This is a genomic window from Sutterella sp. KLE1602, from assembly GCF_001578585.1.
In the GTDB taxonomy this organism is placed as follows: Bacteria; Pseudomonadota; Gammaproteobacteria; order Burkholderiales; family Burkholderiaceae_F; genus Sutterella; species Sutterella wadsworthensis_A.
This window is the reverse complement of record NZ_KQ968563.1, coordinates 1-18,739: the sequence shown is the minus strand read 5'-3', so window position 1 is coordinate 18,739 and position 18,739 is coordinate 1. Positions and strand designations below refer to the sequence as shown.

At 63.6% G+C, this 18,739-nt stretch carries 13 protein-coding genes and 1 other RNA gene; 7 read left to right on the top strand and 7 right to left on the bottom strand.

What is annotated here, in order from left to right; all coding sequences use genetic code 11:
* Positions 1 to 9 precede the first annotated feature (9 nt).
* Together HMPREF3036_RS09060 and HMPREF3036_RS09055 are read left to right on the top strand one after the other, a co-directional pair.
* Positions 10 to 1,419, top strand: a complete 1,410-nt coding sequence (locus HMPREF3036_RS09060) for an MATE family efflux transporter (RefSeq protein ID WP_005437300.1) — start codon at positions 10 to 12, stop codon at positions 1,417 to 1,419.
* A gap of 119 nt (positions 1,420 to 1,538) precedes the next feature.
* Complete coding sequence (locus HMPREF3036_RS09055; RefSeq protein WP_062333769.1) at positions 1,539 to 2,315, top strand: radical SAM protein; 777 nt, start codon at positions 1,539 to 1,541, stop codon at positions 2,313 to 2,315.
* Positions 2,316 to 2,418: 103 nt separating this feature from the next.
* Here HMPREF3036_RS09055 and htpX read toward each other — a convergent pair whose 3' ends face one another.
* The 7 genes from htpX to gyrA form a co-directional block, all read right to left on the bottom strand.
* Positions 2,419 to 3,315 (bottom strand): protease HtpX, encoded by an 897-nt coding sequence (htpX, locus tag HMPREF3036_RS09050; RefSeq protein ID WP_005437298.1) that lies wholly within the window; start codon positions 3,313 to 3,315, stop codon positions 2,419 to 2,421.
* A 239-nt stretch (positions 3,316 to 3,554) separates the two neighbouring features.
* On the bottom strand, positions 3,555 to 4,718 hold the full coding sequence (locus tag HMPREF3036_RS09045; protein ID WP_062333766.1) for a lipopolysaccharide assembly protein LapB: 1,164 nt from the start codon (positions 4,716 to 4,718) through the stop codon (positions 3,555 to 3,557).
* Between the two features lie 189 nt (positions 4,719 to 4,907).
* A complete protein-coding gene (gene rpsA, locus HMPREF3036_RS09040; protein WP_005437296.1) occupies positions 4,908 to 6,602 on the bottom strand; it encodes a 30S ribosomal protein S1 in 1,695 nt (564 codons plus the stop codon).
* Between the two features lie 104 nt (positions 6,603 to 6,706).
* On the bottom strand, positions 6,707 to 7,378 hold the full coding sequence (gene cmk / locus HMPREF3036_RS09035; RefSeq protein ID WP_005437295.1) for a (d)CMP kinase: 672 nt from the start codon (positions 7,376 to 7,378) through the stop codon (positions 6,707 to 6,709).
* 54 nt (positions 7,379 to 7,432) lie between these two features.
* A complete protein-coding gene (gene pheA, locus HMPREF3036_RS09030) occupies positions 7,433 to 8,269 on the bottom strand; it encodes a prephenate dehydratase (RefSeq protein ID WP_062333763.1) in 837 nt (278 codons plus the stop codon).
* A complete protein-coding gene (serC, locus tag HMPREF3036_RS09025) occupies positions 8,253 to 9,341 on the bottom strand; it encodes a 3-phosphoserine/phosphohydroxythreonine transaminase (protein WP_005437293.1) in 1,089 nt (362 codons plus the stop codon). The genes pheA and serC overlap by 17 nt, the downstream gene beginning before the upstream one ends.
* Before the next feature lie 118 nt (positions 9,342 to 9,459).
* Positions 9,460 to 12,234, bottom strand: coding sequence for a DNA gyrase subunit A (gene gyrA, locus HMPREF3036_RS09020; protein ID WP_005437291.1), 2,775 nt, complete (start codon positions 12,232 to 12,234; stop codon positions 9,460 to 9,462).
* A 304-nt stretch (positions 12,235 to 12,538) separates the two neighbouring features.
* Here gyrA and HMPREF3036_RS09015 point away from each other — a divergent pair, with 304 nt between their 5' ends.
* The 5 genes from HMPREF3036_RS09015 (at position 12,539) to HMPREF3036_RS08995 (ending at position 18,698) form a co-directional block, all read left to right on the top strand.
* Positions 12,539 to 13,843, top strand: coding sequence for a TRZ/ATZ family hydrolase (locus HMPREF3036_RS09015; protein ID WP_062333760.1), 1,305 nt, complete (start codon positions 12,539 to 12,541; stop codon positions 13,841 to 13,843).
* Positions 13,844 to 14,143: 300 nt separating this feature from the next.
* On the top strand, positions 14,144 to 14,803 hold the full coding sequence (locus tag HMPREF3036_RS09010; RefSeq protein ID WP_005437287.1) for an OmpA family protein: 660 nt from the start codon (positions 14,144 to 14,146) through the stop codon (positions 14,801 to 14,803).
* A 106-nt stretch (positions 14,804 to 14,909) separates the two neighbouring features.
* Positions 14,910 to 15,581, top strand: a complete 672-nt coding sequence (locus HMPREF3036_RS09005; RefSeq protein ID WP_005437286.1) for an HAD family hydrolase — start codon at positions 14,910 to 14,912, stop codon at positions 15,579 to 15,581.
* Positions 15,582 to 15,598: 17 nt separating this feature from the next.
* Positions 15,599 to 15,958, top strand: a transfer-messenger RNA (tmRNA) gene (gene ssrA, locus HMPREF3036_RS09000).
* A 277-nt stretch (positions 15,959 to 16,235) separates the two neighbouring features.
* Complete coding sequence (locus HMPREF3036_RS08995; protein WP_062333757.1) at positions 16,236 to 18,698, top strand: DUF748 domain-containing protein; 2,463 nt, start codon at positions 16,236 to 16,238, stop codon at positions 18,696 to 18,698.
* Positions 18,699 to 18,739 lie beyond the last annotated feature (41 nt).

Genomic DNA, 18,739 nt, shown 5'->3' with positions numbered 1-18,739 from the left:
TAGCCCCTCATGACGACACTGACGCCTCCCAAGACATCGTTCGCAGCGCTCATGCGCCTTGCGGGCCCCATTTTCGTCGCCAACATCGCCATCGTCGGCAGCGGCACGATCGACACGATCATGGCCGGCCAGCTCGGCAAGAACCACCTTGCCGCCATCGCCGTCTCCATCGCCGCCACAATCTCCGTGGTGATGGGCCTTGCAGGCATCCTCCAGAGCCTCTCCCCGATTGCGGGCCACCACTACGGCGCCCGCAACTACAGGGCCGTGGGCGAGGAACTCGAGCAGAACTTCTGGCTCGGCGGCTTCCTCTGCCTCTTCGGCGTTCCGCTCCTCATGTACACGGACCTCTGGATCTCGCTCGGCAAGGTCGAGGGCGAGGTCGCGCGTATGGCCGCCGAATTCCTCTTCTTCACCGCGCTCGCGCTGCCCGCCTGCCTCTTCGCCCGAACCTTCATCTCGGTCAACGCGGCCCTCTCGCGCCCGCGCATCACGATGTGGGTCTCGCTTGCCATGCTCGCCCTCAAGGTGCCTCTCAACGGCATCTTCATGTACGGCTGGCTCGGCTTCCCCGCCATGGGCGGCTCGGGCGCAGGCGTCTCGTTCTGCATCCTCAACTACCTCGCCTTCCTCTGCTACCTCGCCATCTGGAAGCGCGACGCCTTCTACCGCACGATGCACGCCGAACGCATCTTCGGCCCGAGGTGGGCGCTGATGAAAGAGCAGCTCCACGTCGGCATTCCGATCGGCCTAAGCACCTTCTTCGAGGTCTCGAGCTTCACGCTGATGGCAATCTTCGTCGCACGCTTCGGCTCCGAGGCCGTTTCCGCCCACCAAATCGTGGCCAACATCACGAGCCTCTGCTACATGCTGCCCCTCTCGATCGGCATCGCCTCGTCCGTACTCATCTCCCAGTGCCTCGGTGCACGTTGGCCGGCCGTGGCCTACACGGTGCTCACGCGCACGCTCAAAGTCTCGGTGGCGAGCGCGACCTGCATCGTCACCATCCTCTTCTTCGCGCGCCACTGGCTCGTGACGCTCTACTCGTCCGACACGGGCGTGTGCGCGATGGCGGCCTCGCTCCTCATCTTCGGCTGCCTCTACCACGTCTTCGACGCCATGCAGTCCGTGAGCTCGTTCGCCCTTCGAGGCTACCGCGTCACGCGCCTGCCGATGATCATCTACGGCGTCATGCTCTGGGGTGTGGGCCTCGGCGGCGGCTACATGCTCGCCTTCGGCAACCCGATCACGGGCGAGCCGATGGGCGCCTACGGCTTCTGGAGCGCCACGGCCGCAGGCCTCTGGCTCACGGGCATCTCGCTCGCCTGCATGGCCATCTGGGTGGGCCGGCAGTTCGCCCGCGACGACAACCACACGCCCGAGGAGATCGAGGAGGCCGTCAAGGTCTCCAGAGCCTGACGACGGACTTCGGGTACACGGCACTGACAAAGGCGCGGGAGGCGGCTCCCGCGCCTTTTTTCCTGCCCGCAGGCCTTGCGCTATGATTGACGATCAGGTCCCCCCGTCAGGAGTTCGGCATGTCAACCATCCTCTTTCCCAGCCCGATTTTCGGTCCCGTGCACAGCCGCCGTCTAGGCGTTTCGCTCGGCGTCAACCTGCTGCCCGCCGACGGCAAGCTCTGCAGCTTCGACTGCATCTACTGCGAATGCGGCCTCAACGGCCAGCACCGTCCCGAGTTGAGGATGCCCACGCGTGAAGCCGTGCGCGAAGCCCTTCGCGCCAAGCTCGAGAGCATGAAGGCCGAAGGCGTCCTGCCCGACACGATCACCTTCTCGGGCAACGGCGAGCCCACCTCGCACCCCGACTTTGAGGGCATCATCGACGACACGCTCGCGCTTCGCGACGAGTACGCGCCTAAAAGCCAGGTGAGCGTCCTCACCAACGCCACCCACATCGTCAGGAACGGCGTCTTCCGCGCGCTCCTCAGGGTCGACAACGCGCTCCTCAAGCTCGACACCGTCGACGAGGACTACATTCACCTCGTCGACCGCCCCACGAGCCGCTACGACCTGCCGAAGCTCATCGAGCGCATGAAAGCCTTCGAAGGCCGCTGCATCATCCAGACGATGTTCATGAAGGGCGAATGGGAGGGCCGAAGCGTCGACAACACGGGGGACGAGTACGTCGGCCCCTGGCTCGACGCCCTCAGGGAGATCGGCCCCAGACTCGTGACGATCTACACGCTCGACAGGGAGACGCCTGGCAAGAACCTCCTCAAGGCGCCCCGCGAGCGTCTCGACGAGATCGCCGCACGCGTGAACGCGCTCGGCATCCCGACCACCGTGAGCGGCTGAGTCCACAAAGCGCGAACAAAAAAACTCCGCCAGACCAGAAGTCGGCAGAGTTTTTTTTCATTGCTCGAGGAGCCGTCGCGGAGGACGGCCCTCAGAAGCTGCATCAGTAGCGGCGGCTTTCAAGCGCAGCGATGCGGTCCTCAATGGACGGATGGGTCGCGAAGAGCGAGCCGATGCCGCCCGAGATGCCGAAGCCCTTGACGGCGCCCGGAAGCTCGTTCTGGGCCTCCATGCCGCCAAGGCGGCGCAGGGCGTTGATCATGGGCTGGTTGGACTGCATGATCTCGGCGGCGCCGGCGTCGGCGTGGTATTCACGCCAGCGGGAGAAGTAGGCGACGACCATGCCGGCAAGGAAGCCGAGGCAGATGTCGAGAACAAGGCTCGTCACGTAGTAGCCGACACCCGGAGCATCGTCTTCGTTGCGGAGGATCTGACGGTCGACCACCCAGCCGATGATGCGGGAGAAGAACACGACGAAGGTGTTCATCACACCCTGAAGCAGGGTCTGCGTGACCATGTCGCCGTTCTTGACGTGGGAGATCTCGTGGGCGAGCACGGCCTCGACTTCGTCGCGGTTCATGATGTTGAGAAGCCCCGTGGAGACGGCCACCATGGCGCTCGAGGCGGAGGCGCCGGTCGCGAAGGCGTTGGGCTCGCCTTCGTAGATGCCGACTTCAGGCATCGGGATGCCGGCCCTTTCGGCTTCGTGGCGCACGACGCCGACGAGGTAGGCTTCAAGACCGGGCTGGGGATTGTTCGTGTCGATCATCTGCACGCCCATGCTCATCTTGGCCATCTGCTTGCTCATGAGCAGCGAGATGATCGAGCCGCTGAAGCCGACGACCATCGAGAAGATGAAGAGGGCGGAAAGGTTGAGGGACGAGCCCGCCATGGTGCCGAAGTTGACGCCGAACACCATCTGCACGACCGTGAGGATCACGCTGAGCATGATGAAGACGGCGAGGTTGGCGAGCACCAACAGACCAATGCGCTTAAACATACTGTTCCAATTTCCTTTTTTTTCTGCGTGGACAGAATGAGCGATGCATGTTCAGGGAACGGCGGACGTTCCATCGCTCATGCAGCCGCCGTTCATTCATTGCTTAATTGTATGAAGACGCGACGTTCAATATGTTTGGCGTCATCACGACAATTGTAACAAAGGTCTCAAAATCACTTGGAGAAAGGCCTTGATGACCGATTCCCGTGCAGGATGCATGCCTCGCGCACGCACGAGGACTACTTGACGTCCTCGATGCGGCGCGGCGGGAAGCTGTCCCAGGCGCCGCAGCCGAGGCAGTGCCAGGAGAAGGACGAGGCAAGGAAGCCGCAGTTCGAGCACTGGTACTTCGTGAAGCGGCGGCCGTGGCGCTGCAGGAGCGTGGCGAGGAGCTTCGTCTCCTCGTCGTCGGGGCGCTCCTTCTGACGAAGCGTCATCATGGTCGAAAAGGCGGAGAGGCTAGGACGCCTGGCGAGCATCTCGACGACGCTCTCGCCCGCCTTTTCAAGGCCCTCCCAGGCGGCGAGGCGCTTGACGGCCTCCTCCATCACGTCGGCGCCGCCGTTGTCGGCGAGCGCCTTGTGCAGAAGCACGACGGCCTCATCCCTGCGGCCGAGCGCGTCGAGCGCATCGGCGACGCGGCCGACGACGAGCGGCAGGTAGGCGGGCGTGCGCTTCATGACGCCGTTCCAGCAGCGCAGGGCACGTTCGGCGTTGCCGAGCGAGAGCGCGACGGCGCCAGCGGCAATGCCCGCACGCGGAGACTCGGGGCACTTTTCAAGCGCATGACGAACGTGGTCGTCGGCAAGCTCGAAGTCCTTGCGGCGGACGGCCTCCTCGGCGAGCTCGCAGTAGTAGTGGGCGATCTCGGAAGCGAGATTTTCACCCGCCTGCACCTCGAGCTGGCGCGAGACGTCGATGGCGGAGGTCCACTCGTGCTCGATGCAGTAGATCTCAAGGAGCGCGCGCAGCGCGTCCAGATGTTCGGTGGGGTTGCGCAGGAGCCTGCGGTAGGTCTCCTCGGCGCGGTCGAAGAGGCCAGCGGTCATGTAGTCCTCGCCAAGAGCCTGGAGCGCCTTGACGCGGTCCTCCTCGGGGATATCCTCGCGGTTGACAAGGTGGTTGTGGAGCTTGATCGCGCGCTCGAACTCGCCGCGGCGGCGGAAGAGCGTGCCGAGCACGTGGTGGAGCTCGATGAGCTCGGGGTCGAGCCTGACGACTTCGATGAAGGGATCGATGGCCTTGTCGGGACGGTCGCTCATGAGCATGGCCACCCCGCGCGAATACGCCTCGGGGAGCCGCCTGGAATTCCGCTCGCGCTCGCCTGCGTCGAGCCCACGGGCCCACCAGCCTGCGGCGAAGAGCACGGGAATGAGGACCAGATACCAAAGTTCGGATTCCATAAAAGGCCTTTTCTTGTCGTTAGTCAGGATTCGGTGACATTGTGGCACGCGATGCGGGCTCGGGACAAATCCCGCGCTGTCATGACGAAAAAAGGCTGCCGGCATTTTCATGCCGCAGCCTTTTTTGTGTTCCTCTGGGGACCGTCGGACCGGAGCCCTTCGATCCCCGCGGATCAGCTTCGTTCAGAATTACCTCTGTTCGAGCTTGGCCTTGAGGAGAGCGCCGAGGTTGGTCGTGCCGGAGGCAGCCGTGGCATCGGCGTTGAGACGATCGAGAGCGTCACGGGCTTCAGCAGCGTCCTTCGCACGGATGGAGAGCTGGATGGAGCGGTTCTTGCGGTCGATGTTCGTGATGAGAGCTTCGACTTCGTCGCCGGCGGCGAGACGCGTCGTGGCGTCTTCAACGCGGTCGGCGGAGATTTCAGCAGCGCGGAGGTAGCCTTCGACGTCGTTGCCGAGGTCGATGACGGCGCCCTTGGCGTCAACGGACTTCACCGTACCCTTGACGAGCGTGTTCTTGTCGTGGGTGGAAGCGAAGTTGGAGAACGGATCGCCGCCCATCTGCTTGATGCCGAGGGAGATGCGTTCACGTTCCGTGTCGATCGCGAGAACGACGGCTTCGAGTTCGTCGCCCTTCTTGTACTTGCGAACGGCTTCTTCACCGGACTCATTCCAGGAAAGGTCGGAGAGGTGGACGAGACCGTCAATGCCGCCCGGGAGACCGATGAACACACCGAAGTCGGTGATGGACTTGATCTGGCCGGAGACCTTGTCGCCCTTCTTGTGGGACTGGGCAAAGTCTTCCCACGGATTCGGCTTGCACTGCTTCATGCCGAGGGAGATGCGGCGGCGTTCTTCGTCGATGTCGAGAACCATGACTTCGACTTCATCGCCGAGCGTGACGACCTTACGCGGATCAACGTTCTTGTTCGTCCAATCCATTTCGGAGACGTGGACGAGACCTTCGATGCCGGCTTCGACTTCAACGAAGGCACCGTAGTCGGTGATGTTCGTGACCTTGCCGAAGAGGCGGGTGCCCTGCGGGTAGCGGCGGGCGATGCCGACCCACGGGTCTTCGCCGAGCTGCTTGAGGCCGAGGGAGACGCGGTTCTTGTCCTGGTCGAACTTGAGAACCTTGGCTTCGAGTTCCTGACCAACCTGAACGACTTCGCTCGGGTGGCGGACGCGACGCCAGGCGAGGTCCGTGATGTGGAGGAGACCGTCGATGCCACCGAGGTCGACGAAGGCGCCGTAGTCGGTGATGTTCTTGACGATGCCCTTGACGATGGCGCCTTCCTTGAGCGTTTCGAGGAGCTTGGCGCGTTCTTCGCCCATGTTGGCTTCAACGACGGCACGGCGGGAAACCACGACGTTGTTGCGCTTGCGGTCGAGCTTGATAACCTTGAATTCGAAGGTCTTGCCTTCGTACGGCGTCGTGTCCTTGACCGGACGGGTGTCCACGAGGGAGCCCGGGAGGAAGGCGCGGATGCCGTTGGTCATGACGGTGAGACCGCCCTTGACCTTGCCCGTGACCGTACCGGTGACGAGTTCACCGGATTCGAGAGCCTGTTCGAGGTTCATCCAGGCGGCGAGGCGCTTGGCCTTGTCGCGGCTGAGGATCGTGTCGCCGTAGCCGTTTTCGACGGATTCGATGGCGACGGAGATGAAGTCGCCCGGCTGGACGGTCACTTCACCACGGTCATCCTTGAACTCTTCGATGGGCACATAGGCTTCGCTCTTGAGGCCGGCGTTGACGACGACGAAGTTGTAGTCGACGCGGACGACTTCAGCGGTGATGACTTCACCCTGACGCATTTCCTGGTGAGCGAGGCTTTCGGCAAAAAGCTCAGCGAAGGATTCGGGCTTGTTGGTTTCGTTGGTCATTGTTTGAAATAAAGATACACACCCGCAGCAGAAGGCCTTGGGCGGAGTTGATGAAAATGCAAGACGCCCCTTCGGGCGACCTGCGGAAAAAATGAACGCTTATTCTACGACAACTTTTTGGTCTCGTCCCACCACTCGAGGACTTTTTTTACGACTTCCTCGATGCCCATGTAGGACGTGTCGAGAAGGCGTGCGTCCTCGGCGGGCTTCAGAGGCGCCGTGGCCCTCTGGCTGTCGCGACGGTCGCGCTCCTCAAGATCGGCAGTAAGCGCCTCGAGGTCGGCCGTTTCGCCACGTTCGAGCAGCTGGCAGTACCTGCGCTCGGCGCGGACCCTGGCCGTTGCGGTCATGAAGACCTTGAGCGGAGCCTCGGGGAAGACCACCGTGCCCATGTCCCTGCCGTCGGCGACGAGACCGGGCAGGCGGGCGGCGTTCTTCTGCAGCGCAAAGAGCGCGGCTCGAACGCCGGGCACCACGGCCACGCGGCTCGTGGCGGAGCTCACTTCCTCGGCACGGATGGCCGTCGTCACGTCGCGACCGTCGAGAAGGATGCGGCCGCCCTCGAACACGGGGGAGAGCCCTTGGGCCGCCGCCGTGAGCGCCTGCGCGTCGTCAAGGTCGATCCCCTTCGAAAGGGCGTCGAGGGTCGCGATGCGGTAGAGCGCGCCGCTGTCGAGGTAGTGGAAGCCAAGCGCGTCGGCGACTCGGGACGCGATCGTGCCCTTGCCGCTCGCGGCGGGGCCGTCAAGCGTAATAACCGGAATGCAGTCTGTCATGAAATCTCTCGTCTGTTGGCTCGCCCAGCGGATCTCTTCGCGCTGGCGAGGCCATCAGTCTACAACAGGGTAAGATCCGAGAAGGCGCCAGTGCTCGGTCCTCGCCTCCATGGCCGCAAGCGCTTCGCGAACGCCGGGGGTCTCGACCGAGCCCTCGACGTCGATGAAGAAGTTGTAGTCCCAGAAGCCGTTGCGGGCGGGACGGCTCTCGATGCGGACCATCTGCACGCCGTTCTCGGCCATCGGCGTCATCATGTCGTAGAGCGAGCCCGGCACGTTGGGCACCGAGAAGACGATGCTCGTCTTGAAGGCCTTCGGAGTTTCGAGGATCATCTCGGGCTCGCGCGCCATCACGAGGAAGCGCGTGCGGTTGCCCTCGCCGTCCTGAATGCTCTTGGCTGCGGCGCGCAGGCCGTAGATGTCGGCCGCCACGATCGCGGCAATCCCCGCCGCGCCCCGCTCGATCGAGGCCCTGCGGGCCCCTTCGGCATTGGACGAGACGGCGATGCGCTCGGCGTCGGGCATGTGACGCGAGAGCCACCCCCTGCACTGCGCGAGCGCCTGCGCATGCGCGTAGACACGCCTGACGTCCTCGAGACGCTTCTCGAGCGTGAGCAGATTGTGGACGACGGGCACGGACACCTCGCCCACGATGCAGAGGCGGCGCTCGAGCAACAAGTCGAGCGCGTGCGTGACCGTGCCGTTCGTGTTGTTTTCAATCGCAATGACGCCGAAACGCGCCTCACCGCTCTCGACCGCATCGAGAATGGCGTCGAAGTCGGGTTCGGCGATCGCCTTCGCCTCACGTCCGAAGACGGCCCTGACGGCCTGCTCGGAGAAGGTCCCCGCAGGCCCGAGAAAGGCGACGACGCCGTCAGTGACGCTCGACATGGCGCCCCGCGAAGTCGCGCATGAAGGCGGTGAGCCTCTCGACGCCCTCCATGGGCATCACGTTGTAGAGCGACGCGCGCAGGCCGCCCACGGAGCGGTGGCCGGCGAGATTCGTCAGGCCCTGCGCCTCGGCCTCCTTCACGAAGACGGGCAGGAGCGTCTCGTCGGCGAGCGTGAAGACGACGTTCATGCGGCTGCGGGCTTCGGGCGCGATGCGGCTCACGTAGAAGTCGCCCATGCTGTCGATGGTGTCGTAGAGAAGGGCCGAGCGCTCCTTCGCGCGACGGTCCATCTCGGCGACGCCGCCCTGCTCGTCGACCCAGCGGGCCATCAGCATGGCGGTGTAGAACTGAAGCACGGGCGGCGTGTTCTGCAGACTGTTGTTCCTGGCGTAGACGCTCCAGTCGAGCATCTGCGGCACGGTTTCGGCGGCGCAGCCGAGCTGGTCGCGGCGCACGATCACGCAAGCGAGGCCCGCGGTGCCGAAGTTCTTCTGAACGCCGGCCCAGACGGCCGCATAGCGGGTCCAGTCGACGGGACGGCTCATGAAGTTACTCGACATGTCGGAGACGAAGAGAGCGTCGTTGTCGTCAACGGCGGGCAGGCCCTTGAATTCGGTGCCGTCGACCGTTTCGTTGTCGCAGAAGTAGACGTACTCGACGTCGCGCGGAACATGGATCACGTTCGCCGGCAGCTCGCGGTTGTTGCCAGCCCAGAGCGTCGTCTCGCGGGAGACGCGGCGGCACTCCTCGCTCGCCATGCGCGACCAGGTGCCCGTGACGACGTAGCCGCCGCGGCACCCCTGGGTGACGAGGTTGAGCGGCACCATGGCGAACTGCGTCTTGCCGCCGCCCGGGCAGAAGAGGATCTCGAAGTCGTCGGGCACGGCCAGAAGCGACTTCACGCGGCTCTTGAGCTCGAGAAGGATCGCCTCGAAGGGCGGCTTGCGGTGCATCATCTCGAGAATGGAGTAGCCGTGCCCCTCGTAGTCGATGACGGCGTCGGAAACGCTTTTGAGAACGGACTCAGGCAGCATGCTCGGACCGGCGGCGAAGTTGAAGGGACGACCCATGACTATCTCCAGACAAAAAAACGGCGGAACCATGAAAAAACGGATGCGCTGCAAAAAAGCGGCGCATCCGTTTATCTTAGGCGATCTCGTCAGCAATTGCCGACTGCAGAATCCTGCATCAGTTTTGATCCTGATCATCTCCGTCGACATCGACGGCGTTGTCGGAATCGGTCTCGGGAGTCTCGGACTCGTCGTCGGCGGGATCCTCATCAACGAGCAGGTCCTCGTCGGAGACCTCGATGTTGAGCTTCTCGAGTTCGTCGTCGGCGCTCTTGACTGCGACTCGGCGCACCGAGGCGAGCGTGTCGTCGCCGGGGTTGATGAGACGCACGCCCATGGCTGCGCGGTTCACGATGCTGACTTCACTGGCGCTCGTGCGCACGACTTTGCCGCCCGTGGTGAGCATCATGATCTCGTCGTCGGGATCCGTGAGGACGGCGGAGACCATGCGGCCGTTGCGCTCCTTCGTGGAGATGGTGATCACACCTCGGATGCCGCGGCCCTTGCGCTGATACTCGCTAACGAGGGTGCGCTTGCCGTAGCCGTGCTCGGTGGCGGCGAGCACGTACTTCTGCTCGTCGTTCGTGACAATGAGGGAGATGACGGACTGGCCTTCGTCGAGACGCATGCCGATCACCCCGTGGGCCGCACGCCCCATCGGACGGAGGACGCTCTCGGAGAAGCGGGCGCACTTGCCCGCATCGCTGAAGAGCATGATGTCGTCGCCGCCGTCGGAGACGGCCACGCCGACGAGCGTTTCGCCCTCGTCGAGCGTCGTGGCGATGATGCCCTTGAGGCGGGCGTTCCTGAAGGCGGAGAGCGGCGTCTTCTTGATCGTGCCGCGGTTCGTGGCCATCACGATGTAGTGCTCGTTGTCAAAGCCCTGAATCGGCAGCATGAAGGAGATCTGCTCGCCCTCTTCGAGCGGAAGCAGGTTGACGATCGGACGTCCGCGGGTGTTGGACTTGCCCTCGGGCAGCTCGAAGACGTCGATAGGATAGACCCTGCCCGCCGTGGAAAAGCACATGATCACGTCGTGCGAGTTGGCGATGAAGAGCTCGGCGACCTCGTCATCCTTCGTCATCTCCTGAACCTTGCGGCCCTTGCCGCCGCGCGTCTGGGCGTCGTAGTCGGCGAGGTCCTGGCTCTTGATGTAGCCGCCGCGCGAGAGCGTGACGACCATGTCGCGGCGCGGGATCAGGTCGCGCTTGTTGAAGTTCGGATCGCCCATGAGGTCGATCGTCGAGCGGCGCTCGTCGCCGTACTCCTCGCGGATGTTCTCGAGCTCCTCGCCGATGATCGCGTTGACGCGTTCGGGACGGGCGAGAATGTCGAGGCAGTCGGCGATGTTGGCCATCATGGCGGCGTAGTCGGCGCGGACCTTGTCCTGCTCGAGGCCGGTCAGGCGACGCAGGCTCATCGCAAGGATGTTGTCGATCTGAACCCTGGTGAGGTAGTAGAGACCGTCCTGCTGGATGCCGCGGACGGGGTCCATGTCCTCGGGATAGTAGCGGTGCATGTCCTCAACGCTGCGGCTGGCAAGCTCTTGGGCCATGGCCGTGGGCCAGCCGCGGCCGTAGAGCTCGTCGGCGGCGTCGGCCGGCGTTTTGGCGTTGCGGATGATGCGGATGAACTCGTCAAGGTTCGAGAGCGCAACCGTCTGGCCTTCTAGCAGATGGCCCTGGGCGCGGTACTTGCCGAGGCGGAAGACCGTGCGGCGCGTCACAACTTCGCGGCGGTGCGACAGGAAGTGCACGATCATCTGCTGCAGGTTGAGCAGCGTCGGCTGGCCGTCCACGAGGGCGACCATGTTCATGCCGAAGCTCTCCTGCATCTGCGTCATCTTGAAGAGGTTGTTGAGCACGACCTCGGGCATGGCGCCCTGCTTGAGGTCGATGCAGATGCGGATCTCCTTCGAGGACTCGTCGCGCATTTCGGCGATGCCCTCGATCTTCTTCTCGCGCATGAGCTCGTGCATCTTCTCGTACATGACGCGCTTGTTGACCATGTACGGAATCTCGTCGACGATGATGCGGACGCGGTCGCGGCCGAATTCCTCAAGATGCGTGCGGGCGCGCATGACCACGCGGCCGCGGCCCGTGCGGTAGCCCTGATGGACGTCGGAGATGCCGAAGATGATGCCACCTGTCGGGAAATCGGGAGCGGGCATCAGGCGAATGAGGTCCTCGATCGAGCACTCGGGATTGCGGAGCTGGTGCAGGCAGGCGTCGATCGTCTCGCCGAGATTGTGCGGCGGGATGTTCGTGGCCATGCCCACGGCGATGCCGGAGGAGCCGTTGATGAGAAGCTGAGGCAGACGGGTCGGCAGGACGACGGGCTCCCTTTCGGAGTTGTCGAAGTTCGGAACGAAGTCGACCGTGTCCTCGTTGATGTCGGCGAGCATTTCACCGGCGATCTTCTCAAGGCGCACTTCCGTGTAACGCATGGCGGCGGGGCTGTCGCCGTCGATCGAGCCGAAGTTGCCCTGACCGAAGATGAGCGGATAGCGCAGCGAGAAGGGCTGGGCCATGCGCACGATCGTCATGTAGGCGGCGGAGTCGCCGTGCGGGTGGTACTTGCCGAGCACTTCACCCACAACGCGCGCGGCCTTCTTGGTCGGGTTGTTGTGGGTGTTTTTGATCTCGTTCATGGCATGAAGAACGCGGCGGTGCACCGGCTTCAAGCCGTCGCGCACATCGGGAAGCGCGCGGCCCACGATCACGCTCATGGCGTAGTCGAGATAAGAGCGCTTCATTTCCGATTCAAGCGAAATCGGAAGGAGCTCGTGCGCGACGCTCAGGGCGGATCCCTGAAGCGGGGCGTCGTCTTCCGCATCCTCGGCGGCTTCCGGGCCCTGCACCTGCGGCTCTTCCTTATTGTCTTTTTCGTCCATGCCGTTTATTCCTCTGGGTAAGGCCGGCGCCCCGTCCCTGATCCCGGACGAAGCCTTCCGGCTCTTCTTTCCTTAAGTCTGTCTGACTGATGCGCGCAGGGTCCGGAGACCCGCCGCGACGACCGCTTCGCTGCCCGCCCTCTCGTGCGTGACCGCGTCGGTCCAAACAATCTATTTTACCAGTTATTCGCCGATTCAAACCCGAATACAATTGGCTGAAGTCCCGCACGGCGACAGGTTCCCGACACCGTCCGAAACCCTGTCGGCCCGCGCCGTTTTCGAGTCAAAAATCATGAGGTTGCGCATGACCGCCGACACGCTCGTCGAGGCCCGCTGGGTCATTCCCGTCATTCCCCGAAACACCGTTCTGGAGAATCACACCGTCGTCTTCTCGGGCGGCCGCATCGCAGACATTCTTCCGACCGAGGCCGCCAGAGTCCGCTACGCGGGTCTCGAGGCGAAGACGATGCGCCTGCCCGCAGGCGTCGTCATGCCCGGCCTCATCAACCTTCACACGCACGCGGCCATGAACCTGCTTCGCGGCAGGGGCGCCGACCTTCCCCTCATGGACTGGCTCACCAAGGAGATCTGGCCCGCCGAGGGACGCCTCATGAGTGCGGAATTCGTGCACGACGGCAGCCTGATCGCGGGCGTCGAAATGATCCGCTCGGGCGTCACCTGCTGTTCGGACCTCTACTTCTTCCCCGAAGCCGCCGCTGAAGGCCTTCGCGAGGCGGGGCTGCGCTGCGCGACCGCAGGCATCGTCATCGGCTTCCCGTCCGCCTGGGCCGCGAACGACGACGAGTACATCAGCAAGTGCGAGGCGCTCATCGAGCGTTACAGCGGCGACCCGTTCGTGCGCGTGACCGTCGGGCCGCACGCGCCCTATACGGTGAGCGACGCCTCCCTTGCGCGATGCGCCGCCCTGAGCGAGCGCCACGACCTGCCCGTGCACATCCACGTCAATGAAACCGCAGGCGAGGTGGAGACCTCCCTCAAGGACCACGGCGAGCGCCCCGTCGCCCGCCTTGCCCGCCTCGGACTTCTCAACGAGCGCCTCATCTCCGTGCACAGCGTGCACACGAGCAACGAGGACATCCGCATGCTCGCCGAGGCACGCGCATCCGTCTGCCACTGTCCGTCCTCCAACCTCAAACTCGCCTCGGGCTTCGCGCCCGTCGCGAAGATGATGAAGGCGGGCATCAACCTCGGCATCGGCACCGACGGAGCGGCAAGCAACGACAAGCTCGACATGCTCGGCGAGACCCGCCTCGCGGCCATGCTCGCCAAGGCCGTCGCGGGCGGCACCACCTGCGCGAAGGTCTTCGACATGCTCGAGGCCGCGACGCTCGGCGGCGCGCGCGCCCTTCACTGGGACGATGAAATCGGTTCTCTGGAAATCGGAAAATGCGCCGACATGATCGCGGTCGACCTCTCGGGCATCGAATGCGGTCCCGTCACCGACCCAGCCGCCCAACTTCTTTATTCGGCGGGCCGTGAACACGTGACCCACGTCTGGGTTGCAGGCAGGCTTGCCGCAGGCGAAGGCACGGAGCCGAGAGACGACACTGCTCGCACGCTGCTCGAAAAGTGGGCGCCCCTCATTTGAGTCCCCGCGCGGTCACAGCGGCGACCAGGCGTTTTTTTCCCTCCCCGATAAATCGGCTTTAGGTGTAATACGGGATGTCCAGCGGTGGAAATCGTTGCGGAAATCTGACAGAATGAACCTAGATATTTAGCCATTTGACCCCGCAGGACAGCACTGACCTTCGCACGCTTGACGTGTTCGGTGTATCCTGTCCGAGTTAACGGGCAAGACATCTGGGTGATCTGTTTGTAGCCGGCAGTCCTGTTGGTGACAAATCGTCCATCCCGTTTAAGCTTCCTGAACTTTTTGAGGATAACAACAATGAAGACTTCTCTGAAGATTGGCGGCCTTGTGGCCGCTATGATGCTGGCGGTGTCGGGCGCTTCCTTCGCTGCCGACCAGGTCAGCCCTTATGTCCACTCCGCTGACGGTCAGATCGTCAAGAGCGGCTTTGGTCTCTGCTGGCGCACCAACTTCTGGACGCCCGCTCTCGCCGAAGCCTCCGGTGAAGGTTGCCAGTGCGACGCCGATGTTCTCCCTGCCGAAGCCTGCCAGCCGAAGCAGGCCGCCGCTCCGGTTGCTCCCGCTGCCGAAAAGGTGACCTTCTCCGCCGACATGCTCTTCAACTTCGACAAGTCCACCCTCAAGGATGAAGGCAAGGCCGTTCTCGACGACCTCGTCTCCCGTCTCGCCGGCGTGAACGTTGAAGTCATCCTCTCCACCGGCTATGCCGACCGTCTCGGCAAGGACGCCTACAACGAAAAGCTCTCCGCTGCTCGTGCTGAATCCGTCAAGACCTACCTCGTCTCCAAGGGCGTGGACGCCAACCTGATCCAGACCGAAGGCCGCGGTGAGGCCGATCCGGTTGTTGACTGCCCGAACCCCTCCGCCAAGGGCCAGGTCAAGAACTTCCGCGAACTCGTTCAGTGCCTCGCTCCGAACCGCCGCGCCGTGGTTGAAGTCGTCGGTACGCGTCAGTAATTCCTGACTGAAGTTCCGTGAGGGCGCGCTCAAGCGCCCTCGGCAAGCCCTCGAATGCCAGACGTTCGAGGGCTTTCTTTATTCCTCCTCTCAGGACAGCACGACCATGACCATCAGGCTTTTTCTCTTCGACCTTGACGGCACCCTCGTCGACACCGCACCCGACCTTGCGCTCGCCGTCAACATGGTGAGGACCGCCAGGGGCATCGCCCCGCTTCCCGAAGAGGAGCTCCGTCCCTACGCGAGCAGGGGCGCCCCCGGCCTTCTCGGCAAGGCCATGGGCATCGGCAGGGACGATCCCGCCTTCCTCGCCCTCAGGACCGAATTCCTCGACAACTACGCCGCCCACATGACGGACCGCTCCCGTCCCTTCGAGGGCGTCCCCGTCATGCTCGAGGCTCTCCGGGCCGCAGGCATCCGGACGGGCGTCGTCACCAATAAGGTCGAGCACCTTGCACTCAGGCTCACGGACAACCTCGGACTCGACGGACAGCTTGACGTCGTGCTCGGCAGCGACTCCGAAGGCTGCGCGATGAAGCCTGCGCCCGACTCCCTGCTGACGGCCGCCCGACTCACGGGCGTTCACGTCACGGACATCCTCTACGCAGGCGACGACCCGAGAGACGTGGCAGCGGCGCATGCGGCGGGCATGCCCTGCGCGGCCTGCACCTGGGGCTATGCAGTCACGCCGCCCGAAAGCTGGGGTGCGGATCTTGTTGCACATTCGCCCGCCGAACTCGCGACATGGGCCGTGCAGCTCAACGCTCATGCGTTATAATGGTCATCCTTCATACAGGGGGCGCCTTGGCTTCGACGGGGACGCGGACGCTGTATGGGGCATGTCGAGGTGCAGTCACCTCGTAAATCCGCTGCAAACAATTAAACGCCAACAACAAGCGTTTCGCTCTCGCTGCTTAATGCGAGATGCTGCACCGGTTTGTCTCTGGGCCGGGTCGAGCAATCGACAGCAGTATCATTTGACAGAGTCTAGGATGTGCGGGCGTCACCGACGCGCTTCCGAAATCAAGGTGACTGGCTGGATGCCGGCCCGCCGCTCGGCAGGGCATCCGGTGAGATTCAAATCATGCGGCTAAGCATGTAGACCCAACAGAAAAAGGTTTCCGGACGCGGGTTCAACTCCCGCCGCCTCCACCATATTCAGGGCCTGAGATTGTTCTGCACGATCTCAGGCCCTTCTGCTTTCAGGCACCCCGCTCCGCCGTCCCTTCCTGCGCATCACACCCCGCCCTTTCGCTTCCCTACGTCGTGCACGGCGCCCCGCGGAAACAAAATGTCGAAATATCGCAAAACCCGCTGAACTTCCTCGGGCAGAAGCGTTGGCGGTGTTTTCACCCCCATCGTGCCAATCGGAGCCTCTGAACTGGCACCTATAATGTACAGAACAGGGGAACCTAGTCAGGGAGGGCAGGACATGGCCAGCATTTTCAAGATCACGGCAGGCGCGGCCGTCGTCGCCACGGCGCTTTACGCAGCCGCCGGCTATCTCGCGGTGCCCACGCTCGTCAAGTCGACGCTCGCCGACACGCTCGGCAAGCAGCTCGGACGCAGCGTGACCGTCACAAATGTCGCCTTCAATCCGTGGACCTGGGAGTTCACGCTCGAGGGGCTCACGGTTGCAGGCAAGAACAACAACCCTCCGCTTCTCTCGCTCGACCGCTTCTACGTGAATGCGTCGGCCCAGACGCTCGTCGAGCTTGCGCCCGTCATTGACGAAGTGACCGTCGACGGGCTCAACGCCGTCGTCGCACTCGATGACGAGGACATGCGCAGGCTCATGAACGGCCACGGTTCGGCCGAAGGCGGATCGTCGGAAAAGGCCTCCTCGGAAAGCAGCAGCCTTCCCTCCTTCGCGGTCTACAACATCAGCGTCAAAAACTCCTCCCTTCAGGTCCTCGACCGCGCACGCGCCATCGACCAGTCGGTCACCGACTTCAACCTCGAGCTTCCGTTCGTGAGCACGCTCGCCAACTCCAAGAGCAGCCTCGTCACGCCCAAGCTCTCCATGAAGCTCAACGGCACGCCGATCTTCGCCACGGGCTCCACGCAGCCCTTCGGCACCACGCTCTCGGCGCGCCTCAACATGAAGATCTCGAATCTGGACCTCGCCCCCGTCTTCAAGCTCGTGCCCGCGCTCAATACGCCGAGCCTCATGCTTGAAAACGGCCGTCTCTCGACCGAGGTCAACGTCGTCTTCCGCAATGCTACGAGCGGCAAGCCCGGCAAGATGCTCGTCTCGGGCACCGTGAACGTCAACGACCTCACCGCCGTCCAGCAGATCAGCAACCGCGTCCAGCCGCTCGCCTCCTTCAAGAAGGCGAGCCTGCAGCTCACCGAGTTGGACCTTCTCGAACATCAGGCCTCCGTCGGCAGCATCGTCATTCAGGATCCGAAGGTCCACTTCGTCAACACGCCCTCCGGCCTCAACGTCTCCCAGACCGCCCAAGGCTTCTCGTCGGGCGCCGCTGCGGACTCGGGCAAGGATTCCGGCAGCAACTCCGGCTGGCACTGGCGCGTGGACTCCGTGCAGATCCGCAACGGCAACGCCACCTGGAACGACTCGACCGTCAGGCCCGCCGCCAAAATCAACGTCACGGCCCTCAACGCCACGGTCACGGGCCTGACGAACGCAGCGAACGCCAAGCCCGCGAAGGCCGAAGCGGGCGCAAAGGTTTTCGGCGGCATGCTCTCGCTTGCGGCGGACGTCACGCCTGCACCGCTCGTGGTCAACGCCACCCTCAAGGCCAGCGGCCTGCAGGCCGCACAGCTCGCCTCCTACATCAGGAACGCAACGGGCTTCGATGCCTCGGGCGCCGTTAGCCTCAACGTCAAGGCAGCCGTCAAGGGCTCCGCCGTCACGGGCAGCGGCACCGCCTCTCTTACCAACCTTCAGGTGAAACAGGGCAAGTCGACGCTCGTCTCCGCCAGAACCGCCTCCGTCAAGCTCGGCAGCCTTGACACGGCGAAGCAGTCCGTCAACGTCGACAGCATCCTGCTCGACACGGCCGTCGTCAACGCCGTCATGACCTCCGCCGGCCTCAATCTCATGCCCTCCAAGGCAGGCGCAGCCAAGAAGGCGGCCCAGAAGGACGCCGATGCGAAGACCACCGAAAAGGCGGGCAAGCCCTGGCAGTGGAAGGTCGCTTCGGCCGACGTGAAGAACTCCAGATTCAACTTCCGCGACACGAGCGTCAAGCCCAACGCCGCCATCACGGTCTCCGACATCAACGCCTCGGTGAAGAACCTCTCCTCGGCCGAAGGCGCTGCCGCCACCGTGAAGATGTCCGCAGGCACTGCGGGCGGCACCCTTGCGGCAGACGGCACCGTGACGCTCTCGCCCATGACCGCCGACGTCTCGACGACGCTGTCGGGCATCAACATGAAGTCGCTCTCCTCCGTCATGACGGCCTACGCCGGCATCGGCGCGCAGAGCGGCACGCTCGAGAGCAAGGGCAGGTTCGGCCTTGCGTCCGAAAAGGACAAGCAGGTTGCGAGCTGGGCGGGCGACATCAGCATGGCGAAGTTCAACATGCTCAACGCCAAGGGCCGCAGCCTCATGACATGGAACAACGCCGCCCTCACGGGCCTTGCAGTCAAGACGACCGACCCGGTCACGCTTTGCGTCAAGAAGGCCGAAATCGACCAGCCCGGCACCAGGGAGACGAAGGCCATACGCGAGCTTTCTGGCCTCGCCAGCCTGTTGACGGGCAAGGACAAGTACGCCAAGAAGACCGAGAAGTACCTCGGCGGCAGCATCGTCCTCAACGGCGTGCGCTATGAAAACGGCAGGTTCTCCGCCGAAGGCATTGACGGAAACGCCGTCGCCACGGCGCTCCTCACCAAGCTTTCAGGCGCCATGAGCACGAAGCTCCAGTGATCGCCGCCCAATCGGATAGGGGTGAGGACTTTTGATCCTCA

What these genes read in the sequence shown, in the direction of transcription:
- htpX (WP_005437298.1), bottom strand. Translation starts at nt 3,315, where the DNA reads ATGTTTAAGCGCATTGGTCTGTTGGTGCTCGCCAACCTCGCCGTCTTC.
- HMPREF3036_RS09005 (WP_005437286.1), top strand. Translation starts at nt 14,910, where the DNA reads ATGACCATCAGGCTTTTTCTCTTCGACCTTGACGGCACCCTCGTCGAC.
- HMPREF3036_RS09010 (WP_005437287.1), top strand. Translation starts at nt 14,144, where the DNA reads ATGAAGACTTCTCTGAAGATTGGCGGCCTTGTGGCCGCTATGATGCTG.
- cmk (WP_005437295.1), bottom strand. Translation starts at nt 7,378, where the DNA reads ATGACAGACTGCATTCCGGTTATTACGCTTGACGGCCCCGCCGCGAGC.
- gyrA (WP_005437291.1), bottom strand. Translation starts at nt 12,234, where the DNA reads ATGGACGAAAAAGACAATAAGGAAGAGCCGCAGGTGCAGGGCCCGGAA.
- HMPREF3036_RS09015 (WP_062333760.1), top strand. Translation starts at nt 12,539, where the DNA reads ATGACCGCCGACACGCTCGTCGAGGCCCGCTGGGTCATTCCCGTCATT.
- HMPREF3036_RS09060 (WP_005437300.1), top strand. Translation starts at nt 10, where the DNA reads ATGACGACACTGACGCCTCCCAAGACATCGTTCGCAGCGCTCATGCGC.
- rpsA (WP_005437296.1), bottom strand. Translation starts at nt 6,602, where the DNA reads ATGACCAACGAAACCAACAAGCCCGAATCCTTCGCTGAGCTTTTTGCC.
- serC (WP_005437293.1), bottom strand. Translation starts at nt 9,341, where the DNA reads ATGGGTCGTCCCTTCAACTTCGCCGCCGGTCCGAGCATGCTGCCTGAG.
- HMPREF3036_RS09045 (WP_062333766.1), bottom strand. Translation starts at nt 4,718, where the DNA reads ATGGAATCCGAACTTTGGTATCTGGTCCTCATTCCCGTGCTCTTCGCC.
- pheA (WP_062333763.1), bottom strand. Translation starts at nt 8,269, where the DNA reads ATGTCGAGCGTCACTGACGGCGTCGTCGCCTTTCTCGGGCCTGCGGGG.
- HMPREF3036_RS09055 (WP_062333769.1), top strand. Translation starts at nt 1,539, where the DNA reads ATGTCAACCATCCTCTTTCCCAGCCCGATTTTCGGTCCCGTGCACAGC.
- HMPREF3036_RS08995 (WP_062333757.1), top strand. Translation starts at nt 16,236, where the DNA reads ATGGCCAGCATTTTCAAGATCACGGCAGGCGCGGCCGTCGTCGCCACG.